Origin of the sequence: Pseudoduganella ginsengisoli (assembly GCF_009720865.1) — a bacterium.
In the GTDB taxonomy this organism is placed as follows: domain Bacteria; phylum Pseudomonadota; class Gammaproteobacteria; order Burkholderiales; family Burkholderiaceae_D; genus Rugamonas; species Rugamonas ginsengisoli.
Window position 1 is genome coordinate 26986 of sequence record NZ_WNLA01000025.1, and the last position, 26085, is coordinate 53070.

The window sequence follows — 26085 nt, forward strand, 5'->3', positions numbered from 1 at the left end:
GGGCCAGGCCCCAATTTAGTACAAAAGGGGCCAGGCCCCAATTGAAAAGTCCCTGGCACCTTTTTGCGTGAGGCAAGTTATTGCGTCATGAGTTCGCGCACCACCTTCACCGGCGCACTGCCATAGCTCAAGAACTGCTCGTTGAACTCTTTCAGCGAGAACTTGTTGCCCAGCGCCTGCTTGCGCTCTTCACGTAATTCCATGATTTCGCTATAGCCGCTGAAGTAGCTGGCCAGCTGCACGGACGTCAACGTGGCGCGGCGCCATTTTTCCGCGGCTTCGCGCTGCGTCTGGAACGCCTGGCGCGTCAGCAAATCCATGGCCTGTTCCTGCGTCATGCCCAGCACGTGTACGCTGTAATCCAGGATGGTGTTCGTCACGCTGCGCAAATTCCACTTCGAATACATCAGCCACATTTCCGGCGCATTGTCGCCATAGCCGGATTCCAGCATCATCCGCTCGCCATACACGGCCCAGCCTTCGATCATCGCGCCATTGCCAAAGATGGATTTCACGATCGACGGCGATTTGTTGGCGTACACCAGCTGCGCATAATGGCCGGGAATCGCTTCGTGGATGTTCAGGATTTGCAGGATCCAGTGGTTGTATTCACGCAGCGTGCTTTCCGCCTGTTCCGGCGTCGCATCGTCCAGCGGCGTCACGTTGTAATACGTGCGGTCCTGCGGACGGTAGGGGCCCGGCGCTTCAATGCTGGCGCCAGCCACGCCGCGCTGGTATTCAGGCGTCTCACGCACTTCCAGCGGCTTGTTCGGGTCCAGCGTCAGCAAGTTGTTCTTGATGACCCAGTCCTGCAGCACGGGAATCTGGCGGCGGATCTCCGGGAAGAAGTCGGCGCGCGCCACGTGGTTGTCGGACAGCTTGTTGATCATCATGCCGATCTTGGCAAAGCGGTCGGATGGCTTGTCGACACCGGCCAGGTATTTCGGCCACAGGTCGTCGCTGATGCGGTCCATGTTGGCAAGCAGTTGCTCACGCGCGGCCAGCGCCTTTTGATACGTCTGTTCGCCCGTGCTGCCGGCCTGGATATCGAAGCCGAACTTCGCTTCATACAGTTCTTTGCCGATGCGGAACGAGCGCCCGCCGCTGGCGGCCATGCCTTTATCCAGTTCGCCCAGCCACGACGCATAGCCTTCCACGGCAGTCTTGGCTTGCGCAATGCGCTGCTTGAACAATTCCTTTTCCATCGGCGTCAGGATCGATGCCTGCGCTTCCTTGTCCAGCGATGCCAGTACCTGCAGCACGCCCGGCGCCTGGGCGATGGCCAGTTGCGTGTGTTCGCGCGTCGGGTTATTGATGGTGGCGCGCGCTGCGTCGTAATACGCTGGGACAGCGGCAATGCGCTTCAGCAGCGTGCGCAGGCGCTGCGGCTTGGCCGCATATTCCGTGTTCAGGATGAAGTCGATCGGACTGGCGATGTTGTACAGCGCCGGGTTCCATTCATATTCCTTGAACGTGGTGATGTACCAGCGGTCCGACTTCAGCTTGTTGATCAGCAGCGCCAGGTCGGTGCGCTGTTTCGGCGACAGCTGCTTGGCGTCGATTTTTTCAAAGCGGCCCAGCCAGTCATCGATGAAGGCCAGTTGCGCGGTGCGCGACGCCGCATCGGGAATGGTCAGGTTGGCGGCCGTTTCGTATTTACCGACCGAGATTGCGGTTTCCGGGTCAACTTTCCACAGCGCGCCGAGGAATTGCGTGGATTGCGCATCCATGTTGCGGTCCTGGCGGCGTTCTGACGGGACTTGCTTGATCATTGGCGTGGCGGCAGCTGCTGCAACGGCAGCGCCTTTGGCAGCCTTACCCTTGGCGGTGGATTTGCCGCCCGATTTGCTGCTGGATTTAGCGCCAGCCTTGCCGCCGGAAGATTTGCCGCCGCTGGCGGATTTGCTGGTCTTGGCTTTGCCGGATTTGGCTGGTTCCTTCGCGTGCACCGGGGACAGCGCCAGGCCGGCCATCATTGCAGCCAGCGCGATTTTAGTTTTGATCATTGGATGTATACCTTCATCAGGAAGGCGCCGCTTGCCTCGTGGGTAGCGGCGCCACAGGTTGCAGCGTGCGAGAGTATCACTATTCCACGCCGCTGCGGACGTCCGTTACATTACGAAATCACGTTGTTACGAATCAGTTCCTGGTGGTGCGCGTTGAGTTTTTCCACGGCCGCTTTGCCGTTGCCCATGCGGGTCAGCAGGATTTCACTGGATTTCGTGAAGCGGTGGCCGATGCGGATCGAATAGGAGCGGAACAGCCAGCTCCAGAACGATTGCACGAAGGTCGCTTCATCCATGTCGCGCCATTTGACGCCTTGCACGCCTTTGGCCCATGGCAGGATGCCGGAAGACAGCCACACGCCGACGTCGTCGTAGTACAGCTGCACACTGCGGATCAGTAGGATGCGGTAACCGACCAGCAGTACGGATACCAGCATGACGATGCCGGCCGCCAGTTCGGAATAGCGGAAGGCGAGCGGCAACGCAACGCCGAACAGCAGTATGGCCAGCAGCAGCGTGTTGATGTAGGCGGTCCAGGATTTCACGGCGAGCAGGGTGCCGTGGCCGGCCGGGCGGGATGCGTTGTCTTGTTCCATAGTTGTTCTCGGTTTGTTGGCTGTACTGGTGAGTTGGCGTTGCTGGTGTGGTGCCAGGCTTGCTGCGCAAACCTGGCACCGGCGCAGATTGCCGGTACGCGTACGATCAGTAACTCATTCCTTCCTGCAGCATCGCCAGCATATCGGCCGCCGACATGCGCGCCGACGTGTCGCTGCCATCGAGCAAGCTGTCGGCCAGGTCGCGCTTGTGCTGGTGCAGATCGACGATGCCTTCTTCTATCGTATGGCGCGCCACTAGGCGGTAGATCGTCACGGGGCGCAATTGTCCCATGCGGTGCGCGCGGTCGGAAGCCTGGTCTTCGACGGCAGGGTTCCACCACGGATCCATGTGGATCACATAGTCCGCCGCCGTCAGGTTGATGCCGACGCCGCCGGCCTTCAGCGAAATCAGGAATACGTCGCCTTCACCGGCCTGGAACGCATCGACGCGCTGCTTGCGCACCGCCATCGGTGTGGAACCATCGAGGTACTGGTACGACACGCCCTGCGCTTCCAGATGGTCGCGGATCAGGCCCAGATGGTCGACGAACTGGCTGAACACCAGCACCTTGTGGCGGTTTTCCAGCAAGCCCGATAACAGGCGCGCAAACGCGGCCAGTTTGCTGCTGGCCAGCTTCAGGCCCGGCGCCACCAGATTCGGGTTGCAGCACGCGCGGCGCAGCTTCATGATCTCCGCCAGGATCTGGATGGATTTCTTCTCGGCCGGTCCTTCCACTTGCGCCAGGTTGTCCAGGGCTTCGCGCCGCAACGATTCGTACAGCGCTGCTTCTTCCTTCGACAAATCCACTTCCAGCGTAATTTCCGTACGCGACGGCAGTTCCGTCAGTACCTGGGTCTTGGTGCGGCGCAGGATGAAGGGCCCGATCAGGCGGCGCAAGCGGTTGCGCGCACCCACTTCCGCGCGGTGGTCTTGCTGCTTTTCTATTGGCCCGGCAAAGCGCAAATTGAATTGCTCAATGCTGCCCAGCAGGCCCGGATTGATAAAGCGGAACAGATTCCACAATTCGCCCAAATGGTTTTCCAGCGGCGTACCGGTCGCCACCATGCGGAAGTCGCCCCGCAGCGCCATCACGGCTTGCGAACGTTTCGTGGCGCCATTCTTGATGGCTTGCGCTTCATCGAGCACGATCGTGTGCCAGTGCACATTGGCGAAACGCTCCGCTTCCAGCTGCAGCAAGCCATAGCTGGCCACGACCAGGTCAAACGCGCCGGCGCTGGCCAGCGTTTCCGCGCGGTCCCCGGCGCCAAACAGTTTGACATTGAGTGTTGGTGCAAACCGCGCCGCTTCCGACACCCAGTTCAGGCACACGGAAGTCGGCGCGATCACCAGGGTCGGCCCTTTCGGTGCGCGCGACAAGATCAAAGCCAGCGCCTGCAAGGTCTTACCTAAGCCCATGTCATCGGCTAGGCACGCGCCAACGCCCCAGTGGGCCAGACGCGCCAGCCAGTCATAGCCTTCACGCTGGTAATCGCGCAATTCCGCCTGCAAGGTGCTCGGCACTTGCGGCACGAATTCCATGCTGGCCTGCATGCGCAGCAAATGTTCGCGCCATGCGGGATCGGCTTCCACGGCGCCCGCTTCATGCGCCAATTCTTCCAGCGCAAAAGACGCCAGCGGGTGAATGCGCACGCCGTCTCCGCTGATGGAACCGATGAGCTGCACTTCACGCAGGCGGCGGTGCAATTCTTCCGTCAGCGCGAGGAACTGGTTATCGCCCAGCGCAATAAAACGGTCTTCGCCGGCCGCCATCATTTCCAGCACGGAGCGCAAATCCAGCACCGTGTTTTCATCCACTTGCAGCTGGCCGCTGGCGGCAAACCAGTCTTTTTCACGGCGGATTTGCAAACGGAATTGCTTGCCGCTGATGCGCTGGGTGACGCGGAATTTTTCGCCTTCCGGCCATGCCACCACGATGTTTTCCTGCTGCTGCAATTCCGCCAGCAATTGCAGGCACAGTGCGGGCTGGCCCAGCAGCCATTCGCCATGGTCCTGTTCCGCCTGGGCCAAAACGGGACATTGCGCCACCAGCATGCGTTCCGCATCGCGTTCATCGGCCAGGCGGCGCCGGGCTTGCACCTGCCGCCCCTCGTGTTCCGCAATCAGGCTTTCCGCACCGCTGCCTGGTGCGTAATACGCGCCATTGGCAAGCGGCCGCACCTGGATTTGCATTTTGAGGCCCTGCTGGTATGGCAGCAGCAACACGTGCAGGCGCGCATCCGCTTCAATTTGCTCGGCATTGCCATCGCCGCCGCCAATATCCGACTGCACCGTCACCAGCGACGAGACAGCGCTAATGGCGGATAGCACCTGTTCCTGCGCATGCTGCGGCACCGTCAAGCCATCGCCGACAATGGACGCAATGCGGCGGTGTTCATCGCCGATCGACACGACGCGCAAGCGCGTCGGCGTTTCCTTCACCACCACGACACTGGCATTCACGTCGTTGACGGGCGGCTGCAACGTCAATTGCAACTGGCCGCCGCTGGAACGGATCAGCAATTCCGGCGCACCGGCCAGCAATTCCACCCGCGTATCCGGCGCATCGAGCCAATAGACGTGGGGGTGGCTTACCAGCGCCAGCGCGGCCTGTTCATGGTCGATGTCATAGCGCAGCCCCGACGAATATGCCTGGCGCGATGGGGCAATGGTGCTGCTGATGCGGATGTCTTGCGCCGTCAGGTATTCCATCGTGGCGGCGTCTTCTCGCAAGCGCTTCAACGCCAGCGGGCGTCCCTTGCCCCAGCTGCCTTTCGCGTCGCGCTTTTGTTCGCGCGGTTCGATTTCCGTGATGCCGATGGCCGGATCGAAAGCCAGCATCCACACCAGCCGTGTTTCATTGGCGGCAGCGGCAGGCGCCGCCTGCTGCAAGTTGATCAGCGCGGACAGCTGGCGCTGCCATGCTTCCTGCCGCTCGAACCACGACGCCATGTCGGTAAAGCCGCCTTTTTCACGCAATGCGGCCGCATGCGTCATCATGTCGTGGTCGCCCAGGTGGCCCAGCACGGACGCCACTTGCGCGGCAATGAATTTATAACCTGCGGCCTCCGCCTGGTGCGCCAAGGTGTGCAATTGTTCGCGCTTGCCTTCCAATGGCAGCGACAGCCAGTAATACAGCAAGGCTTGGAACATTTGCGGCTGCATGGCGGATTCCCACGCCCGCGTCAGCACGATATCGGCTTGCATGGTACCGGCGCGGATCTGGCGCAGCATGCTCAATTGGTTGTAGACGGCGCTGTCCGGGTTCGGCTGCGCGTGCACCGCCAGTTCCAGGTAGCTTTCCGCTGCCTTTGCCATGCGCGAATCGAGGCTGCGCAGCATGGCCAGCACGTACAGGTGGCCCGCCATGCCCTGGAACAGTTGCTTGCGCTTGCCGGAATCGCGGCGCAACAGTTTCAACGCATTGTCGTAGCCGGCCAGTGCCTTATCCGTATCACCCTTCAGGAAAATCACGGTGGCCGTAAACAGTTGCGCCAGCGGGTTATCGAGCCCTTCCAGGTACGTCAATGCCTGCTTCAATTCGCCGCACAGGATGGCTTGTTCCGCCATGGCCAAGCGCAGCGCATCGCTGATATATTCATTTTTAGCGATCTTGCGCTGGATGTGGCGCTCGGCAAAGCCGCGGATGGTGGGCGCCAGCGCCGGTTCGCGCTGGCAGTGCTGGATCAGCAGCATCAGCACGTCGTCCATCAGCAGCGGATGCACGAGCACCAGCATGCCCGTCTCGAACGGGCGCGTAAAGATATCGACCACCGGATGCAATTGCGCCGCTTCATAGCACACCATGCACGCTTGCAGCAGCGGCATCACTTGCTGCGGTGTTTGTCCCCGCAACAGCGCCATGCGCAAGCGCGCCACGCCCTGGCGGTAGCTGCGCGGTTCCAGCGCGCCATTCCAGCCCTGGCGCATGGGGTTCAGCGCTTCATACGCGGCGCACAAGTCCGGCAAGATGTGCGCACCAATGGCGGCGCGGATCGCGGGCCAACGCAGCTTGGTGTTGCACATATAGCCGCGCGTGGCCATCACGCTGATAAAGGCCAGCCGCTCCAGCCGCTGCAGCACTTCGTCCAGCGAAGCGGCATTGAACATGAAGCCCTTGCCATCGCGCACACCGGCTTTGTTCAGCAAATCCAGCACGGCCTGGCGGCCCGTCGCTTCGCCAATCAGCGCCAGCAGCGCGAGGATGGCTTTGTCTTCCGCACCCAGTGCATCAAATTCAGCCAGCAAATGTTGTTCACTGCTCATTAGGTCTTGCTCCGAGAAACCCCGTCCTTCAGGGCGGGGAGTGAAAGGAGCCGGCGGCGCAGCCGCCGAATATTCTTTCGGTTAAATAGGGAACAAATTCCACCCCGCTTTGTCAAAGGGGGATGAACCTGGTCTTTCGATACCGCGTGAAATCCCTGACCGGCCTGCTGAATCAGCAGGCACGGAAGGTGAATCTCGTCTGGAATTTCTGCAATGACAGGCAGAAGGATGCGTTGCGCTTCAATCGCCGCTGGCACACTGGATTTGACTTGATCAACCTGACTACCGGATGCAGCAAGGAACTTGGACTGCACTCCGGCACGATTAACGACGTCTGCCAGCAATACGCCAAGTCGCGTAAGCAATCCAACAAGCCCTACCTGCGTTACCGTGGCCGCAAATCGCTGGGCTGGGTGCCCTTGAAAGGGCGTGAACTGAAGCGCGAAGGGAATGCGTTTCGCTTCGCCGGCAATACGTTCCGCGTGTTTTACTCGCGCCCTCTGCCGGAAGGAAAAATTGTCGACGGCACCAACTTTTCCCGCGACCGTCGAGGCAATTGGTTCCTGAACATTGTGCTTGAGTTGGCGGCGCCTCCGACCAGATTGCTCGTCAGGCAGGTTGGCATTGACCTGGGGTTGCATGACCTGGCCAAACTGACCACCGGGAAGCCGATAGCTGCCCCCAACTTTTACCGCGAAGCCGAACCGGCGCTGGCCATTGCCCAGCGGGCGAATAAGAAACGGCGCGTTCAAGCTATCCATGCCAGGACGGCCAACCGCCGGCATGATTTTTTGCACAAATTGTCCACCCGCCTGGTCCGCGAGTTCGACCACATCGTGGTCGGCAACGTCAACGCGGCGGGACTCGCCAAAACCAGCATGGCGAAATCGGTACTGGACGCGGGCTGGTCGACACTTCGTACTCAACTGGCGTACAAGGCTGTTAAGCATGGCGCCATCTTTGAAGAAGTGGACGAACGATTCACCACCCAGATCTGCTCGAACTGTGAAAACCCAATCCAGATCCGATCCCCAAGGGGGGAACCGAGAGGTATCGCAGACCTTGGAATAAGGGAATGGCAGTGTAGTGATTGCGGTGCCATACATGATCGTGATCTCAATGCTGCGATAAACATTCTCCGTCGCGGACGTGCGACGCTGGTTGCAGGAATCTCCGTCCTTTAGGGCGGAGAGGACGTCAAAAGCTCTTACAGGTTGTGGATCTCGACCGGCGCAGGCAAGTCCGCATCGTGCAGGCCGAACATGCGCTGGTAGAAATACAGTTCCGCTTCCAGGGTCCGGATAATCGTGTCCGCCTTGCGGAAACCATGGCCTTCGCCCTCCAGTTCCACATAGGCGACCGGAATGCCGCGCTGCTTGAGCGCCTGCACCATGGCCACCGATTGCGACGGTGGCACGACCATGTCATCGAGGCCCTGGAAGAAAATCATCGGACAAGCCAGTTTATCCGTGTGGTGAATCGGGGAGCGCTGACTATACACGGCGTCCGCCTCGGCAGCGGGGGCAATCAGGTATTCGTTGTAGTGCGATTCGAACTTGTGCGAATCCTGGTCCAGCCCTTTCAGGTCGGACACGCCGTAATAACTGGCGCCCAGCTTGAAGACATCGTGGAACGTCAGTGCGCTTAGTGTCGTGAGGCCGCCCGCGCTGCTGCCGCGGATAATCAGCCGGTCCGGGTCTGCCATGCCTTGCTGCGCCAGGTAACGGGCGCCGGCCACGCAATCTTCCACGTCAACGATGCCCCACTGGCCTTGCAATAAGTCGCGGTAAGCGCGGCCAAAGCCCGTACTGCCGCCATAGTTCACGTCCAGCACGCCGAAACCGCGGCTGGTCCAGTATTGCGTGGCGAGTTTCAATGTATTGACGGTCATGCCGGTCGGGCCGCCGTGGCCGATCACGATGGCGGGCGGTTTTGTACCGGGCGGCGCTTGCACATCCTTGTTAGCGGGCGGGTAATAAAACGCGTGCGCCGTGCGGCCGTTGGCGCTGGGGTAGCTGATGCTTTGCGGGACCGACAGGTAGCCCGCATCCGGCGCCGTGTCGATGGATTTCACCAGCACGTCGCGTGCCCCCGTGGCCACGTCGATGCGCGCCAGTTCGAGCGGCAGTACGGGACTGCCTGCCAGCACGGCAACAAAGCCGGGACCTGCCTTCAATTCGCGGATTTCGCCATACGGTGTATCCATCGCGGTCAACTGGCCGGTCAGCACGTCAATGCGCGCCAGTTTGCTGACGCCTTGCTCGATATAGGTGGCGGTGATTTCCGAGGCGGACGTGAAGCCATACATGGCATTGCCGAACACCCAGTGCGGCGCACCGAATTCAGCCGCCATCGGGCAGACGGCGTGCGGGCCGTTCTTCGTATGCCGGTACAGGTTCCACCAGCCGCTGCGGTCCGATACAAAGTACAGCGAGCCATCGGGCGCCCATTCTGGCTGGCAAATGGCTTCGTCCTCGCCGCCCGCGACTTTGACCGGCATATCCAGTGCGCCGTCATCGCGGATCGACGCCAGCCACAGTTCCGTGCCCTGCCATGGCATGCGCGGATGGTCCCACGACAGCCACGCCAGCTGGCGGCCATCGGGCGATAAGCGGGGCGATGAATAAAAGTCATTACCCAGTACCAGCACGGTTTCCGAGCCATCAAAGCCCACGGCGCACAGCGTATTGTCCGGATGCGCATGGGAGGCCGGGTCTTGTGGATGCTGTTCGCGCACGCACACTACGCGGTTGCGGGCCGTATCGATGGCGAAATCCGCGAAGCGCTGGCGGTTCACGTGGGTGAACGGTTCGGCCGGCGCGTCGCCCACCTTGCGGTACAGGCGCTTGTCGCCATCCTGGCAAAACACGAGCGTGTCCCCGCAAACGGCATACGCACCGCCGCCATATTCATGCACGCGGGAGCGCACATTTTGCGGCAATGGCGTTAATTCAACGGTTTCCATACCCCGGCGGCGCAGCAAGGTGGAACGGCCACCTTCGGCGGGGCGGCCGGCCAGCCAATAGATATCGCCGCCGGGACCCAGCGCCAGTTGCGACAGCGGCGTGGCGCCGGCCGCTACGGTCGCGGCACTGATCGGGGAGGGCCATACGCCCGATGGGACAACGGCTGGCGCCATATTCGGCATACTCATATTCAAGCTCCGTAAAATATCTGGCGAATGATACAGATACGCCCGCGCCATGCGTAAAAAAGCAGGCAGGGGATGCGATAATAGCTTCTTTATCTGCGCAGAGCTTGCCATTCATGCCACAATTCGCCCCCCTGAAGAACGATACCTTCCTGCGCGCATTGCTGCGCCAGCCGACTGATTACACGCCTGTGTGGCTGATGCGCCAGGCAGGGCGCTACCTGCCGGAATACCGCGCCACGCGCGCCAAGGCAGGTTCGTTCATGGGCCTGGCCACCAATCCAGACCTGGCCACGGAAGTCACCCTGCAGCCCATCGACCGCTACCCGCTGGATGCGGCCATCCTGTTCTCCGACATCTTGACGGTGCCCGATGCGATGGGCCTGGGTTTGCGCTTCGTGGAAGGCGAGGGCCCGAAATTCGACCGTCCTTTGAAAACTGAAGAAGACGTGCTGGCGCTGCGCGCACCGGATTTGGCGTCGCTGGACTATGTCTTCAAGGCCGTCACGCAAATCCGCACGGAATTGAATGGCCGCGTACCGCTGATCGGTTTTTCCGGCAGTCCATGGACGCTGGCGTGCTATATGGTGGAAGGCGAAGGTTCGCGCGAATTCCACACTATCAAGAAGATGCTGTACAGCCGCCCGGACTTGATGCATCGCATCCTGGAAATCAATGCGCAATCCGTGGCGGATTACCTGAACGCGCAAATCGACGCCGGTGCGCAGGCCGTGATGGTGTTTGATTCGTGGGGCGGCGCGCTGGCGGATGGCGCCTTCCAGGCATTCTCGCTGCAATACATGCAAAAAGTTGTATCGCTGCTCAAGCGTGAAAAAGATGGCGTGAAAATCCCCGCCATCGTATTCACCAAGGGCGGCGGCCATTGGGCGGAAGAAATCGCCGCCATCGGTTCCGACGCCATCGGCCTGGACTGGACCGCCAACCTGGGCAAGGTCCGCGCACTGGTGGGCCACAAGGTCGCATTGCAAGGCAACCTCGATCCGGCCATCCTGTTTGCCAACCCGGAACAGATCCGCGCGGAAGTCGTCAAAACGCTGGATGCATTCGGTCCACACAATACCGGCCACGTTTTCAACCTGGGCCACGGCATTTCCCAGTTCACGCCGCCGGAATCCGTGTCGGCCATGGTGGACGCTGTGCACAGCCATAGCCGTACGCTGCGTAAAGGCTGAATTTTGCCGTGAAAAGGGCGCGTTTCTCACGGAAACGCGCCCTTTTTCATTGCAGGCGAAACCGACTTATACACAATTTTCTCAGCAGTGGAGTGCTTTGCCTGTGTATTTCTCTGCCGTGCGAGCGTTGTTGTAACCAATTGATTTGTAAAGGTTTATTTCACCTCCCCCAGTAGTGTCGGGCGCCTGCAGTAAACCCCTGTGGACAACTAAAGTGGTCTTATCGGCTCATTCTCCACAAAGTTATCCACAAAAACTGTGGATAATGGATAAATTAGCTTGGTAAACCGCGACTTAGTCGGATTGTTAAAGTTACTTATCAAGTAATGTTGCGGTGCATGATATTTACTTGCACATTTCTTGAGCAAATGCCATTGCGTTTGCACAAACATAGGCTTTGACGAATGTGTAGAATGCTGGGCCCCAATGTTGTGCCGCAGCAGGGGAAAAAAGCAGGGGATAAGCCTTAAAAAGTGCTTGCATTCTGTCTGAAAACCGGATCCGCACGGCTCAGTTATGCACAGTACGTGAATAACTCGCTCAACTGGCGTGGTTGCAGGCAGTCATTTTGCAAGTACTTGATTTTGCTGTGAAAAAGCGATTTTTGCCGAAGGGGTTTTCAGAGATTTCCCAAGGCGACGAACGCTTTCTGAGGAATAAGAATCTGTTTGTTCACAAAGTTATCCACAATTTCTGTGGATAGCGTCAGGTACAAGGCCGGAGCGGCACAGGCAAGGACAAGATGGCGCATTGCATCCTGAAAATCGCGCTCGATACCCCGCTCAATGCGGTATTTGACTATCGCTGGACGTGCGAGGACATTGATCGGCCTCAAGTCGGCCAATTCGCGCTGGTGTCGTTTGCCCGCCGTGAAATGATGGGCTTGATTGTGGAGATCGCCGATCACAGCGACGTGCCTGCCGATAAGCTCAAGGATGCGCTGGCCGTGCGCACGCAGTTATCCCCCGTCTCCAAACAATGGCTGGCGCTGGCCGGCTTTGCCGCCGACTATTACCAGCGCCCGCTCGGCGAAGTGGCGCTGCCCGGCGTGCCGAAGAATGTGCGCGTACCGAAGTCCGTGCCGCTCGACAATGCGTTGAAAAAGCTGGCGAAGTTGCCGGACAGCCATGATCCGACGCCGCATAATATGCCGGTATTGAATGCGCAGCAGCAGGCCGCGGCGGATTTTATAGGCCAGGCGAACGGCTACCAGCCGGTTTTGCTGTATGGCGTCACGGGCAGCGGCAAGACGGAAGTGTATTTGCAGGCGTGTGCGGAAGTGCTGGCGCGGGAAGCTGACGGCCAAATCCTCATCATGGTGCCGGAAATTAACCTGACACCCCAGCTGGAAGGCAATATCCGCGCGCGCTTCCCCGGCGTCATGCTGGCGACCTTGCACAGCAGCCTGTCCGAAGGCGAGCGCATGCTGCACTGGCTGGCGGCGCATACGGGCCGCGCCCGCATCGTGCTGGGTACGCGGCTGGCGATCCTCGCATCGCTGCCGCATTTGAAGCTGATCGTCATCGATGAAGAACACGATCCGTCATACAAGCAGCAGGAAGGCTTGCGCTATTCGGCGCGCGACCTGGCCGTGTGGCGCGCGTGGCAATTGAAAATTCCCATTGTGCTGGGTTCCGCCACGCCATCGCTGGAAACGTGGCACCACGCGCAGGCGGGGCGCTATACGTTGCTGCCGCTGCGCGAGCGGGCTGTGAAGTCGGCCGTGCTGCCGCAAGTCAAACTGATCGACATGGAGCGCGATAAACCCCGCGACGGACTGACGTCGTCGCTGGTGGCCGCGCTGAAATTGCGCATGGAGCGGGGCGAGCAGTCGCTGCTGTTCTTGAACCGGCGCGGCTACTCGCCCGTGATTTGCTGTGAATCCTGCGGCTGGGTCAGCGATTGCAAGCGCTGCACGTCGTTCATGGTGCTGCACAAGGGCGAATACAAGCTGCGCTGCCACCACTGCAGCCTAGAAATGCGCATTCCCCGCCATTGCCCGACGTGCGGCAATATCGACTTGCAGCCGGTCGGGCGCGGCACGCAGCGCGTGGAAGAGGGCTTGCAAGCCATGTTCCCGGAAGCGCGTATCTTGCGCATTGACGCTGACAGTACGCGCCGCAAGGGCAGTGCGCAGGAAGCCTTCGACACCGTGCACCGGGGAGACGTGGATATTCTCATCGGCACGCAAATGGTGGCCAAGGGACATGATTTTAAAAAGCTGACGCTGGTCGGCATCATGAACCCGGATACGGCGCTGTTTTCACAGGATTACCGCGCCAGCGAGCGCTTGTTTGCGCAGTTGATGCAGGTGGCGGGCCGCGCCGGACGGGCCGGGCAGGCGGAAGGCGGCAGCGCGGCGGAAGTGCTGATCCAGACCCGTTATATGCAGCACCCCTTGTACAGCGCCGTGGTCAGCCATGACTATGACCGCTTTGCGTCATCGCTGCTGCAAGAGCGGCAGCAGGCGGCGTTGCCGCCGTATCTGTTCCAGGCGCTGCTGCGGGCGGAAGCGCCGGAATTGGCCAATGCGCTGGCCTTCCTGGCGCAAGCGCGTGATTGCGTGGAACACCCTGGCGTCACCATCAATGACCCGATCCCGATGAGTATGACCCGCGTGCACAACGTGGACCGCGCGCAATTGCTGGTGGAATCGCCATCGCGCCCCGCGTTGCAGGCGTTCCTGCGCGAGTGGATGCACGTGCTGCGCGACATGAAGACGCGCGTCAAATGGTCGCTGGAAGTCGACCCGCTCGATATTTGATCAAGGCTGCAGCAGATAGCGCTTTGCGCTGCTAATCACCTGCTCCGACAACGCCTTGGTAAACGGCGTATCCAGTTCCCACGCATGCCATTCCAGCGGCACGTCCAGGTAGCTGCCTGGCGCCAGGTCGACCAGGCGGCCATTGTCCAGCGCGCTGGCGATGTGCATTAGCGGCAGCAAGCCATACGCGAGGCTGCCATATATGCACTCGTACAGCGCCGGTGACAGCGGCAAGGTGTGATGCGGGAACGGACCATGCACATTGACCGTGTCAGCCAGGAAGCGCGCCATTGCTGCCCGCTCCCACACGACGGCCGGCGCCAACTGTGCCGCTTCCGCGCTGAACCCGTCGCCAAACCAGTGCCCGGCAAACACGGGCGTGGCCACGCACACGTAGCGCATGGCGCCCAGCGCCGTCGTGACGGGGCCGCTAGGTGCGTGACCGTCGTATTCGCTGCGCGCCGCCACGGCGCCTGAAACACTGCCTTCCTGCACCATATGCAGCGCCTGTGCCCGCTCAGCCAGCCGCACGTCCAACTGGCAGCGGGGCGGCGATAGCAGCGGGCCCAGCGCCAGCGGGAACCACGTGGCGAGGCTGGCCGCATCCACGGCAATGGAGATTTCCGGCATGCTGACCCGGTTGCCCAGGTCGATATCCAGCGCAGCTTCCATCAGCCGTACATTGCGGTGGTGGGAAATCAGCCGCTGGCCGAGGCCGGTCGGTACGCACGGCACGCCGCGCACGATCAATAAGCGGCCGCTGGCGTCCTCCAATGCCTTGATGCGCTGCGAGACCGCTGATTGTGTAATACCCAGCGCCCCGGCTGCTTTTTCAAAACTTCCATGGGTAGCGACCGCGTCCAGGACCGCCAATGCCTTGTAATCGATATTTGCCATAAGGAACGCTTATATTTATTTTCATGTATAAGCAATACTAATACCATTTTCAATCTTGCGCTGGACAATTTGGCGAGCGGGTAGCATGTCTGTTGCTAGTCAACTTGATTTCCCCAGGGAATCATCTATGCTGAACCTATTGTTTCCTTGTGGAAACTGAATACAATGCGCGCTGCCATGTAAAACCGGAGAAGGAAGTGAAAATCCGCAAGATCAGCCCGAGCGACCTGCACGTGGGTCAGCTATTGCCGTGGGATGTGTACGGGACGGGCGGCGGCTTGCTGGCGCGCAAAGGCCATTTGATTGCCAATCGAACGCAACTGGACATGCTGGCGGAGCGCGGCGTTTATGAAGACTTGACGGAAGCGCTGGCGGAAGGACGGGAGCAGCAATCCGTTTTGCGGCTGTTGAATGGCGCGCAACTGCAACTGGAAGCCGTGTTGCAGCGCATTGCCACGGGCAATCCTGGCGATGCCCGGCGCAAGCTGGAAGAAATTGCCGGGCTGGTCACGCAAGCCGTGGCCTTGAACCCGGATATTGCCGTCGCTGCTATCCTGCACAACCAGCAAGCAATGCCGTATGGCGTGCGGCACAGCGTGGATACGGCCGTGGTGGCGCAACTGGTGGCGCTGGGGCTGAAAGAGCCGGAAGACGATATCCGCATCATGACCTTGGCGGCGCTGACGATGAACGTCGGCATGCTGGGCGAACACGACGTCATGCAAAAGCAGGCCGTGCCGCTGAGCGAGCATCAGCGCCAGTTGATCCGCAACCATCCGCAAGCGGGCATGGTGCTGCTGCGCCAGGCCGGCATCAACCATGAAGGGTGGCTGTCCTGCGTGCTGTACCACCATGAAAATGAAGATGGCACTGGTTATCCTGGGGCGCGGCGCGGGCCGTATGTGCCGGAATCCGCCAAGCTGATTGCACTGGCGGACCGCTATTGCGCCCGCATTTCACTGCGCAAATACCGCCCACCCATGGCGCCCAACGCGGCTTTGCGCGATATCTTGCTGGAAGGGAAAAGCACGCTGGACAGCTTGCCGGCAGCCGTATTGATCCGCGAACTGGGCATTTACCCGGTCGGTACGCTGGTGAAATTGCAGAATGGGGAAGTGGGCGTCGTGTCGCGCAAAGGGTTAAATGCGACAGCGCCGTGGGTCACGTCCGTGGTGGGGCTGCGCGGCGCCCCGCTCGACCCCTTCCCCCAGCGTGACACCCGCAACGACAGCCATGCCATCCGCGAAGTCTTGCTGGCGCCGCAGCCGGACGTGGAATTCCGGCTGAGCCAGGTGTGGGGGGGCGGAGCGTTGCCTTAGTTCATCATTGAGTCCAGGCGTCCCTGCTCCGCCAACTCCCGCAACACGCGAATCGTATCAATATCGTTTTCCTGGTACGCCGACTTGCGGAATTCGTCATACATCTTGTTGGCTTCATCGGCTGCCGCGTCGTGGTCATCTTCATACAGGAAGCGTACGAACAGGCGGCCTGGCTGCGGCGCCTCAATGGTCATGGTCAGGCTGGAATTGCCGATTTCATCTTGCGCATCGACCAGGTAGCGCACGCGGTGCATGGGTTCCAGCACGACGCGGTCTACGACAAACAATTCGCCAAAGCGCAGGCGGCGGTCGAAGCCGTTTTCATCGCGGTTGGAAATATCGCAATCGTCCAGCTGTGGCATGAACAGTTTTGGCGCTTCCGCGCGCAGAACGAGGCCGCGCCACAATTGTTCGTGGCTGATTTCATCCATCAGCGGGTTCAGCAGGTCGTTGACTTCTATGAGGTGTTCGAATTTCATGATGTGATTCCGGAAAGGGCTAACGACACTATATTCCCCCGCGATACCGGATTTCAATGCTTGCGCTGATACAATCTACGGCTGCAAGTCACTCCGGTCGGAGTGACGCCCTTTAATTATCGCCCGAGGCGGATTAGCGGGCTAGCCCGCTAATTTGCCTCCGCAGTCCGTAAATAATGTCGAATGCACCACAGTTTGGCCTGAACGCCCCGCAAAGCGAAGCCGTGCTTTACCTGGATGGCCCTTGCCTCGTGCTGGCTGGCGCCGGTTCTGGCAAAACCCGCGTCATTACGCAAAAAATTACGCACTTGATCGAAGACCGGGGCTATGACCCCCGCACCATTGCCGCGCTGACATTCACCAACAAGGCCGCGCATGAAATGCAGGAGCGGGTCGGCACGATGCTGAAACAGCCGCGCCAGGCCAAGTTGCTGACGATTTCCACGTTCCACTCGCTGGGCGTGAAAATTTTGCGCCAGGAAGCCAATCACCTGGGCTTGAAAGACCGCTTTTCCATCATGGACAGCGACGATTGCTACTCGCTGGTGCAGGAACTGGCCATTACGACGGATAAGCAAATCATCCGCAATATCCAGAACGCCATTTCGCTATGGAAAAACGGCCTGGTGGAACCGGACGTGGCGCTGCGCAATGCGAAAGATGAAGATGAAGCGCAGGCCGCCCGCATCTACGCCAGCTACCGCGCCACGTTGCAGGCGTACCAGGCAGTCGACTTTGACGATTTGATCCGCTTGCCGGTCGAATTGTTCCGCGACAACGATTCCGTGCGCGACCGCTGGCAGCGCCGCTTGCGCTACTTGCTGGTGGATGAATACCAGGATACCAACACGTGCCAGTATGAACTGGTGAAGCTGATGGTGACGGGCCTCGGCAAATACCCGATGTTTACAGCCGTGGGCGATGATGACCAGGCAATTTACGCGTGGCGCGGCGCCACCATTGAAAATTTGAAAAATTTGCAGGTGGATTTTCCCAACCTGAAGTTGATCAAGCTGGAACAGAATTACCGCTCCACGACGCGCATCTTGCAAGCGGCCAATGCCGTGATTGCCAACAATCCGAAATTGTTTGAAAAAGCCCTGTGGTCGGAACACGGCCTTGGCGAACCCATCACCGTGCATGCGATGGCAAACGATGAACAGGAAGCGGACCAGGTGGCGGTCATGATTTCCGCCGACCACTTTGAACGCAAGAACAAGTGGACGGATTACGCGATCCTGTACCGGGGCAACCACCAGGCCCGCATTATCGAACAGGCGCTGCGCAACCACCGCATTCCGTACACGATTTCCGGCGGACAGAGTTTCTTCGACAAGGCGGAAATCAAGGACATCATTGCCTACCTGCGTTTGCTGGCGAACCAGGATGACGACCCGGCCTTTATCCGCGCCGTGACGACGCCGCGGCGGGGCATCGGCCAGTCGACCCTGGAAGCGCTGGGTTCGTTCTCTGGGCAGTGGCAGTGCTCGCTGTTTGAAGCCGTGTTCAAAGGCGGCATCGAAGCCAAGCTGAACGACCGCCAGTTATTGCCGTTGCGTGAATTCTGCAACTTCATCAATAACCTGGAGTCGCGCGCCAGCCGTCCTGGCCCGGGCGGCAGCGGCGACAATGCCGCGCAAGTGCTCGATGACTTGATGGAAGCCATCCACTACGAATCGTATTTGTACGACACGTATGAAGAACGGGCGGCGCAAAGCAAATACCAGAACGTGATGGAATTCATCAACTGGCTGAAGGACCGGGGCCGGGGCGGCAAGGACCGCGAAGGTGAAGAAAAAAATGTGCTGGAATTGACGCAAATGGTGGCGTTGATGTCCATGCTGGAAGGCAAGGACGAAGAACCGGATGCCATCCGCATGTCGACCTTGCATGCGTCGAAAGGACTGGAATATCCGCACGTGTTCCTGGTGGGCTGTGAGGAAGGCATCTTGCCGCACAAAGGCGATCCGGACACGCCGGTGGAAGTGCTGGCGCAGCGCATCGAAGAAGAACGCCGTTTGATGTACGTGGGCATTACCCGTGCCAAGCGCACGCTGCGCATTACGTGGTGCAAGAAGCGCAAAAGGGCTGGCGAACAAGTGCATTGCGATATGTCGCGCTTCATTCCCGAGATGCAGCTCGACGTGGGCGATGCGGCGCCGAAGGAAGAAGAAATCCTGTCGCCGCGCGAACGGCTGGCGCGCATGAAAGCGTTGCTGTCTACGCCCAAACCGCAAATTAATGGTTAAAAAATGCTAAGTGCCATTAAGAAATATACAATGAGGGGTTTCCCAATAAAATTATATGTTTCCGATGGTAAGGTTTTTCCAAGTCTTGCTGGCGATGTGCCTGTGGTGTGCGGCAGCGGTACCGCACGCCCATGCGCAGCAATTGCTGGACGCCATGCTGCTGGAAGATCCATCGGGAAGCATGACGTTTGCCCAGGTATTGCAAGCGGAGCAGGCCGGGCGCTTCAAGCCCGGATCACCTAATATCGGGCTTAGCACCTCCGCTTACTGGATGCGTTTCGTCGTGCGCGCTCCCACACGCGGTCCCGCGTACCCATCCGACCCGTCGCTGTGGTTTGACACCGGCAACCGTACACTGCAGGAAGTCACGCTGTACCAGCCGGACGGCGAAGGCGGATGGCGCCAGACCGCCACCGGGGCGAACCAGCCATTTGGCCTGCGTCCGCTGCCCACCGACCACTTTGTCTTTCCCATTGCGCTGCAGGACGGCGCCGATACCGCCGTGCTATTCCTGCGCGTACGCAGCACGGCATTCATGGGCATCGTCATCCAGCCCAAAGTGTGGCAACCGCAAGCGTACCTGGACCAGATGGAATGGGAGCGCACCGGCTGGCAAGTGTATCTGGGCATGGCGGCCGCGCTGGCCAGCCTGTACTTGCTGTTGTGGCTGTATTTGCGGGAGCTGGACCATTTACTGTACGTGCTGTCGCTGCTGTCGCTGGTGTGGGCCACGTGCAGCGCGGTGGGCGGCTACGGCGCCGCCTATGCGCTGGCGTGGCCCGATGCGCCCCGTTTTGAGCAGAGCGCGTGGGTGGCTTCGCTGCTGGTGACCGGCATCTTTCCTGTGCTGTTTGTCGCGCGCTTGATCAAACTGCGGCAGCGCTTGCCGCGGCTGCATGCGGCCGTGCTGTGCCTGTCCGGCTTGAATACGCTGGCCACGAGCGCCATGCTGCTGTTGTTCTGGCTGCGCCCGGGGACGTCGGCTGCGCTGCAGCAGCAATTGTTCATGGCTGGCCTGGCGGTGTGGCAAATGCTGTTCCCCTTGCTGCTGGGCGGCGTGGCCCACGCCGCATGGCGCGGCGACCGCATGGCGCGCTTTGTCCTTGCGGCCTATGTGCCGACGATGCTGGCATCGGTATGGACGTCCGTGGAAAACGTGCGCGGCTTGCCGCCTTCGCTGTCGCTGGTGATGTGGGCGGGGGCGTTTGAAATGATGGTGATGGCGCTGGCGCTGGCAGAACGCTTCCACTTCGAACGCGTCGATACGTATGCGGCCCGCCAGTCGTTGCTGCACAGCCTGCGCGTATCGGAGCAAGAGCTGGAGCGCAAGGTGTTGCAGCGCACGCTGGAATTGAATGCGGAAGACAAGCGCACCAAGGAGCTGGTGTACAGCATCTTGCCGATGGAATTGCCTGGCAAACGGGGCAGCAGCGGCAAGGGCCAGCCGGCCCGGCACGTTTCAGCAACGATTTTATTTACGGAATTCGAAGGCTTCGACGCGCTGGCTTCCACCATGCCGGCGCACCGCATGGCAGCGGAATTGCAGGAGATGTTTGCCGCGTTTGACGCCATTGCCGATGAATGCGGTATCCGGAAAGTCAAAACCATCAACGATGTGTACCTGGCGGTGTCCGGATTGCCCAAGCCGTGCGCGGACCATGCGCAGCGCTGCGTGCGGGCCGGCATGAAAATGATTGCCTACATCGAGCAGCGCAACCGCCATCACCCGTTCAAATGGTCGCTGGTGGTCGGTATCCACTCCGGCCCGCTGGCAACCGGCATGGTGGGCAAGCGCAAGTATGCATTTGATATCTGGGGCGACACCGTCACCATTGCATCGCACATGGAAAATTCCGGCGAAGGGGCGGGCGCATGACGTTCTTCTTCACTTGCGTTCGCACCTTGCTGCTGCTGTGGCTGCTGTGCATGCCCGGCGTGTCCCATGCTGTCCGGCAGCCGCCGCCGTCCGCCGTGGATTTGCTGTTGCTGGAAGATCCGCAAGGGACCATGGGTCTGGAAGACGCGATTGCCGCGGCGGCGCGCTTCCGGCCAGGGTCGCCCAACCTGGGCGGCACCACGTCCGCCTACTGGATGCGCTTCACTGTGCGCAATACGGCTAGCCAAGCCATGACGTGGTGGTTCGATACCGGCAACCGCACGTTGCAGGAAGTGGATTTCTACCAGCCCGATAATTTCGGCGGCTGGCAACACTTGTCCACCGGATCGCGCTTCCCCTTTGCACAGCGTCCGCTGCCCACCGATACATTTGTCTTCCCGCTGACCGTCGCTGCCGGCGCCAGTACCGACGTGTATTTGCGCGTGCGCAGTACCGGTTACCTGGGCGTGACACTGTTGCCGCGCCTGTGGACCAAAGCCGCCTTCCAGCAAGCGGCGCAGGAAGACCGGCGCGCGTGGCTGACTTACCTGGGCGTGACAGCCGCGCTGGGCGCGTTTTACTTGATGCTGTGGCTGTATTTGCGTGAACGTAATTACCTCGTGTATGTGCTGACCCTGGCATCGATCGTGTGGTCGATTTCCTGCACGGGCGGCGGCTTTGGGTCCGCCTTCCAGCTGTTCTGGCCGAATTCGCCCGGGTTCGAGCAATGCGCATGGATGCTGTCGCAAATTCCCGTCACGTGGATGCCCGTGCTGTTTGCCGCCCGGCTGGTGGATTTGAAGACCCGGGCGCCCCGTATCCGCCGCGTGCTGCTGCGGTTGATGAAATCCGTCACCGTGGCCATGGCCATCATGGTGTTGCTGGCCGCCGTACAGCGCGCGGAATTGGCGCCATTGCTGCAGGGAATTTATTTGATGGGCTGGTTCCTGTGGCTGCCCGTGTATCCACTGGTCGGGTTTGTCATGGGGCGCGAGGCATGGCGCGGCGACCGCATGGCGCGCTACTTCTGCATCGCGTACACGCCATCGATTATCGTGGCCGCGTTCGTGTCGACGCAGGCGTTACGGGGTATGCCGCCCGCACTGGCGCATATGCTGTGGGCTTCCGCATTTGAATTGCTGGTGACGGCGCTGGCGCTGGCCGATTACCTGAACCATGAACACAAGGAAAAACTCAGCACGCAGGAAGCGCTGTTGAACAGCACCCGCGATTCGGAACAGGAATTGGAGCGCAAAGTGCTCCAGCGCACGCTTGAGTTAAATGCGGAACGTAAACGTACCCGAGAGCAACTACATAAATTGTTGTCCGGTGAAGGGATGCAACAGTGACGCGTGCACCGGGCCGCTAAAAGTTTACTTCCGGTAGGAAATGTGTAAATGTAGATTTCCTGACAAGCGGCAAATAGGTGGACCCAATGGCATGGTTGTCCCGGACATTGCTTGCATTATGCATGTGGGCCGTGGCAGCCTGGGCTGGCGCACAGCACGTGTCAGGCGTGATGCTGCTGGAAGACCCGTCCGGCACTATGACCTTGCCGCAAGTGCTGGACGCGGAGCGGGCCGGACGCTTCCGTGCTGGCGATACCAATGTCGGCATGACGACATCCGCGTTCTGGATGCGCTTCACCATCCCGCCATATCCCCATGCGCCCGGCGCCGCGTTCTGGTTCGACACGGGCAACCGCACGTTGCAGGAAATTGCGCTGTACCAGCCGGATGGCCACGGCGGCTGGCGCCATGCCGCTACGGGCTCGACGCAACCCTTTGCACAGCGGCCGCTGCCAACCGACCAGTTTGTTTTTCCCATCACGTTGCAGCAGGGCGCGGACACCGTGCTGTATTTGCGCGTGCGCAGTACCGCGTATATGGGCATCATTGTCCAGCCCCGCATCTGGCAGCCGCAAGCGTACATGGAGCACATGGAGTGGGAGCGCACGGGCTGGCACATTTACCTCGGCATGGCGGCATCGCTGGCGGGCTTTTACCTGATGCTGTGGCTGTATCTGCGTGAAATCGACCATTTGCTGTACGTACTGTCGCTGGCATCGATTGTGTTTGCCACGTGCAGTGCATTGGGCGGCTATGGCGCGGCCTATGCGCTGTACTGGCCTGATGCGCCGCGCTTCGAACAAAGCGCGTGGGTGGGCGCGATCCTGGCGGCGGGACTGTTTCCCGTGCTGTTCATCACGCGGCTGGCGGATTTGTGGCGGCGCTTGCCGCGCCTGAACTTGACGCTGCGCTGGCTGGTCATCTTGAACACGGTGGTGGCGTCCGCCATCCTGCTGGTGTTTTGGCTGCACCCGGGGACGTCGGCCGCGTTGCAGCAGCAATTATTCATCGTGGGCTGGCTGGTGTGGCAACCGATTTTCCCGCTGGTGCTCAGCGGCGTCGTATATGTCGCGTGGCGCGGCGACCGCATGGCGCGCTTCATCCTGGTGGCGTATCTGCCCGCTGTCATGGCGTCGGCCTGGACGTCGGTGGAAAACTTGCGGGGCATGCCGCCCACGCTGTCGCTGCTGATGTGGGGCGCGGCGTTTGAATTGCTGGTGATGGCGCTGGCGCTGGCTGACCGCTTCCACTGCGAGCGGCTCGATACGTTCGCGGCGCGGCAAGCCATGTTGAACAACTTGCGCCAGTCGGAACAGGAGCTGGAGCGCAAAGTCATGCAGCGCACCCTGGAATTGAACGCGGAACAAAAGCGTACCAAGGAACTGCTGTACAACATCTTGCCAGTGGAACTGGCGGACGAATTATCCGCCACAGGCCGCGCGCAGCCGGCGCGCCATGAATCGGCCACCGTGCTGTTCACGGACTTCGCAGGCTTTACCGCGCTGGCGTCAACGATGCCGGCCGACCGCATGATCGCGGAACTCAACGACATTTTCGCCGCGTTTGATGATATCGCGGACGAATGCGGCATCGAGAAAATCAAAACCATCGGCGACGCCTACATGGCTGCCGCGGGCTTGCCGAAACCGTGCGCGGACCATGCGCAGCGCTGTGTGCGGGCCGGCATGAAGATGATTGCCTATGTCGAACAGCGTAATCACAGCCATGCGTTCAAATGGACGCTGCGGGTCGGTATCCACTCCGGCCCTGTGGTGGCAGGCGTGGTGGGCAAGCGCAAATATGCATTCGATATCTGGGGCGATACCGTGAACATCGCATCGCGCATGGAAAGCGCGGGCGCGGGCATGAAAGTCAATGTGTCCGCCTATACCAGCGACCTGGCGGGCGATGCATTCCAGTGTGAATACCGGGGCAAAGTGGCGGCCAAGGGCAAAGGGGACATCGACATGTATTTCGTCGTTGGGGAGCGTACGGGCACATGAAACTCTGGCGCATCGTGTGGCTGGTGTGGCTGCTGTGTACAGCGGCTTGCGCGTGCGCGCAAGAACAGGCCGCCACCTTGCCCATGCCGGACATCGCGCTGCTGGAAGACCCGCAAGGCACGCTGACGGTGGCGGACGCGGTGGCCGCCGCCAGCCGCTTCCAGCCCGGCTCGCCCAACGTGGGCATGACGGCGTCCGCACACTGGATGCGTTTTACCGTGCGCAACCCTGCCAGTGCAGCCGTCACGTGGTGGTTCGATACGGGCAACCGCACGCTGCAGGAAGTGGATTTTTACCAGCCGGACGGGCGCGGCGGCTGGCTGCACTGGGCGACGGGTTCGCGTTTTCCTTTCGCGCAGCGTCCGCTGCCGGCGGATACCTTTGTCTTTCCACTGACGGTGCCGGCGGGCGCCAGTGCCGACGTTTACCTGCGCGTACGCAGCACGGGTTTCCTCGGCGTGGCGCTGATGCCGCGCCTGTGGCGCCCCAGCGCTTACTTGGAAGCGGCACAGGCGGACCGGCGCGCGTGGCTGACGTACCTGGGCATGACGGCATCGCTGGGCGCCTTCAACCTGATGCTGTGGGTGTATCTGCGCGAGCGCAATTACCTGCTGTATGTGTTGACGCTGGCATCCATCGTGTGGGCCATCAGCGCCACGGCAGGCGGCTTTGGTTCCGCATACCAGCTGTTCTGGCCGAATGCGCCGCACTTTGAACAGTGTTCGTGGATGCTGTCGCAAATCCCCGTCACGTGGCTGCCCGTGATCCTGGCGTTCAACCTGGTGGATGTGCGTGCGCGGGCGCCTAGGCTGAGCCGTGTGCTGTGGGGCGTGATGACTGCGCTGACAGGTGCCATGGCGGCGATGGTGGTATTGACGGTGCTGGATAACCCGCGGTTGGCGCCCTTGCTGCAAGGGATCTACGTGATGGGCTGGTTCCTGTGGCTGCCCGTCTATCCGCTGGTGGCGTTTGCCGTGGCGCGCGAAGCGTGGCGGGGCGACCGCATGGCGCGCTATTACTGCATCGCCTACGTGCCGTCGATCATTGTGGCCGCCGCCATTTCCACGCAGGCGCTGCGGGGCTTGCCGCCCGAGCTGGCCAATATGCTGTGGGCTTCGGCTTTTGAATTGCTGGTGATGGCGCTGGCGCTGGCCGATTACCTGAACCACGCACACAATGAAAAGATCAGCGCGCAGGAAGCATTGTTGGACAGCACCCGCCGCAATGAACAAGACCTGGAGCGCAAGGTCTTGCAGCGCACGCTGGAATTGAATGCGGAACAAAAACGCACGAAAGAATTGTTGTACAACATCTTGCCGGTGGAACTGGCCGATGAATTGTCCGCCACGGGCTGCGCGCAGCCGGCGCGGCATGAATCGGCCACGGTATTGTTCACGGATTTCGCCGGATTTACTGCGGTGGCGTCGACCATGCCCGCTGACCGCATGGTGGCGGAATTGAATGACATTTTTGCTGCGTTTGACGACATCACGGATGAATGTGGCGTGGAAAAAATCAAGACCATCGGTGATGCGTACATGGCGGCGGCAGGCTTGCCGAAACCGTGTCGCGACCATGCGCAGCGTTGCGTGCGGGCAGGCTTGAAAATGATTGCATACATCGAACAGCGCAACCGCAGCCACCCGTTCAAATGGACGCTGCGCGTGGGCATCCATTCCGGGCCGGTGGTGGCGGGTGTCGTGGGCAAGCGCAAGTATGCGTTTGATATCTGGGGCGACACCGTTAATATTGCATCGCGTATGGAAAGTTCGGGCGAGGGCATGAAGGTCAATGTGTCGGCCTATACCAGCGACCTGGCCAGCGAAGAATTTGATTGCGAATACCGGGGCAAAGTAGCGGCCAAGGGTAAAGGAGAAATCGACATGTATTTCGTGCGCGGTGCACGCTGTACGGCCGGTGTCACAGTGGATGGGTAAAG

General features: G+C 60.4%; 15 protein-coding genes. 9 read left to right on the forward strand and 6 right to left on the reverse strand.

What is annotated here, in order from left to right; genetic code table 11:
* Nucleotides 1-77: 77 nt before the first annotated feature.
* From GM668_RS25710 to GM668_RS25720, 3 genes are all read right to left on the reverse strand, one after another.
* The gene (locus GM668_RS25710) at nt 78-2006 is read right to left on the reverse strand and encodes a DUF885 domain-containing protein (protein WP_155441831.1); all 1929 of its coding nucleotides are present in this window, start codon (nt 2004-2006) and stop codon (nt 78-80) included.
* A 110-nt stretch (nt 2007-2116) separates the two neighbouring features.
* Nucleotides 2117-2602, reverse strand: coding sequence for a hypothetical protein (locus GM668_RS25715; RefSeq protein ID WP_155441832.1), 486 nt, complete (start codon nt 2600-2602; stop codon nt 2117-2119).
* 106 nt (nt 2603-2708) lie between these two features.
* Nucleotides 2709-6866: a DEAD/DEAH box helicase gene (locus tag GM668_RS25720; RefSeq protein ID WP_155441833.1), complete on the reverse strand. Its 4158-nt coding sequence runs from the start codon at nt 6864-6866 to the stop codon at nt 2709-2711.
* A gap of 122 nt (nt 6867-6988) precedes the next feature.
* Here GM668_RS25720 and GM668_RS25725 point away from each other — a divergent pair, with 122 nt between their 5' ends.
* Complete coding sequence (locus GM668_RS25725) at nt 6989-8050, forward strand: RNA-guided endonuclease InsQ/TnpB family protein (protein WP_155441834.1); 1062 nt, start codon at nt 6989-6991, stop codon at nt 8048-8050.
* Between the two features lie 23 nt (nt 8051-8073).
* On the opposite strand, the gene GM668_RS25730 is transcribed toward GM668_RS25725, so the two are convergent.
* The gene (locus GM668_RS25730; RefSeq protein WP_371868781.1) at nt 8074-10014 is read right to left on the reverse strand and encodes a S9 family peptidase; all 1941 of its coding nucleotides are present in this window, start codon (nt 10012-10014) and stop codon (nt 8074-8076) included.
* A gap of 119 nt (nt 10015-10133) precedes the next feature.
* On the opposite strand from GM668_RS25730, the gene hemE reads away from it, so the two are divergent.
* On the forward strand, nt 10134-11210 hold the full coding sequence (gene hemE / locus GM668_RS25735) for a uroporphyrinogen decarboxylase (RefSeq protein WP_155441836.1): 1077 nt from the start codon (nt 10134-10136) through the stop codon (nt 11208-11210).
* Nucleotides 11211-11952: 742 nt separating this feature from the next.
* Nucleotides 11953-13974 carry a primosomal protein N' gene (locus GM668_RS25740; protein ID WP_155441837.1) on the forward strand — a complete coding sequence of 674 codons (2022 nt, stop codon included), beginning with the start codon at nt 11953-11955 and terminating at the stop codon, nt 13972-13974.
* On the opposite strand, the gene GM668_RS25745 is transcribed toward GM668_RS25740, so the two are convergent.
* Nucleotides 13975-14871: an ArgP/LysG family DNA-binding transcriptional regulator gene (locus GM668_RS25745; RefSeq protein WP_155441838.1), complete on the reverse strand. Its 897-nt coding sequence runs from the start codon at nt 14869-14871 to the stop codon at nt 13975-13977.
* A 197-nt stretch (nt 14872-15068) separates the two neighbouring features.
* Between GM668_RS25745 and GM668_RS25750 the strand changes: the two genes are divergently transcribed.
* On the forward strand, nt 15069-16190 hold the full coding sequence (locus tag GM668_RS25750) for an HD-GYP domain-containing protein (protein WP_371868779.1): 1122 nt from the start codon (nt 15069-15071) through the stop codon (nt 16188-16190).
* On the opposite strand, the gene GM668_RS25755 is transcribed toward GM668_RS25750, so the two are convergent.
* Entirely contained in the window at nt 16187-16669 is a 483-nt protein-coding gene (locus GM668_RS25755; protein WP_155441839.1) for an SRPBCC family protein, read from the reverse strand. The genes GM668_RS25750 and GM668_RS25755 overlap by 4 nt on opposite strands.
* Nucleotides 16670-16845: 176 nt before the next feature.
* Here GM668_RS25755 and GM668_RS25760 point away from each other — a divergent pair, with 176 nt between their 5' ends.
* The 5 genes from GM668_RS25760 to GM668_RS25780 all read left to right on the forward strand — a co-directional run bounded on the left by GM668_RS25760 (nt 16846) and on the right by GM668_RS25780 (nt 26083).
* The gene (locus tag GM668_RS25760) at nt 16846-18918 is read left to right on the forward strand and encodes a UvrD-helicase domain-containing protein (protein ID WP_155441840.1); all 2073 of its coding nucleotides are present in this window, start codon (nt 16846-16848) and stop codon (nt 18916-18918) included.
* 64 nt (nt 18919-18982) lie between these two features.
* Nucleotides 18983-20794 (forward strand): adenylate/guanylate cyclase domain-containing protein, encoded by a 1812-nt coding sequence (locus GM668_RS25765; RefSeq protein WP_170305835.1) that lies wholly within the window; start codon nt 18983-18985, stop codon nt 20792-20794.
* Complete coding sequence (locus tag GM668_RS25770) at nt 20791-22143, forward strand: 7TMR-DISM family protein (RefSeq protein ID WP_155441842.1); 1353 nt, start codon at nt 20791-20793, stop codon at nt 22141-22143. The genes GM668_RS25765 and GM668_RS25770 overlap by 4 nt, the downstream gene beginning before the upstream one ends.
* 131 nt (nt 22144-22274) lie before the next feature.
* Nucleotides 22275-24146: an adenylate/guanylate cyclase domain-containing protein gene (locus GM668_RS25775; RefSeq protein ID WP_170305836.1), complete on the forward strand. Its 1872-nt coding sequence runs from the start codon at nt 22275-22277 to the stop codon at nt 24144-24146.
* A complete protein-coding gene (locus GM668_RS25780; RefSeq protein ID WP_155441844.1) occupies nt 24143-26083 on the forward strand; it encodes an adenylate/guanylate cyclase domain-containing protein in 1941 nt (646 codons plus the stop codon). Before GM668_RS25775 ends, GM668_RS25780 begins: the two co-directional genes overlap by 4 nt.
* The last annotated feature ends 2 nt before the right edge of the window (nt 26084-26085 follow it).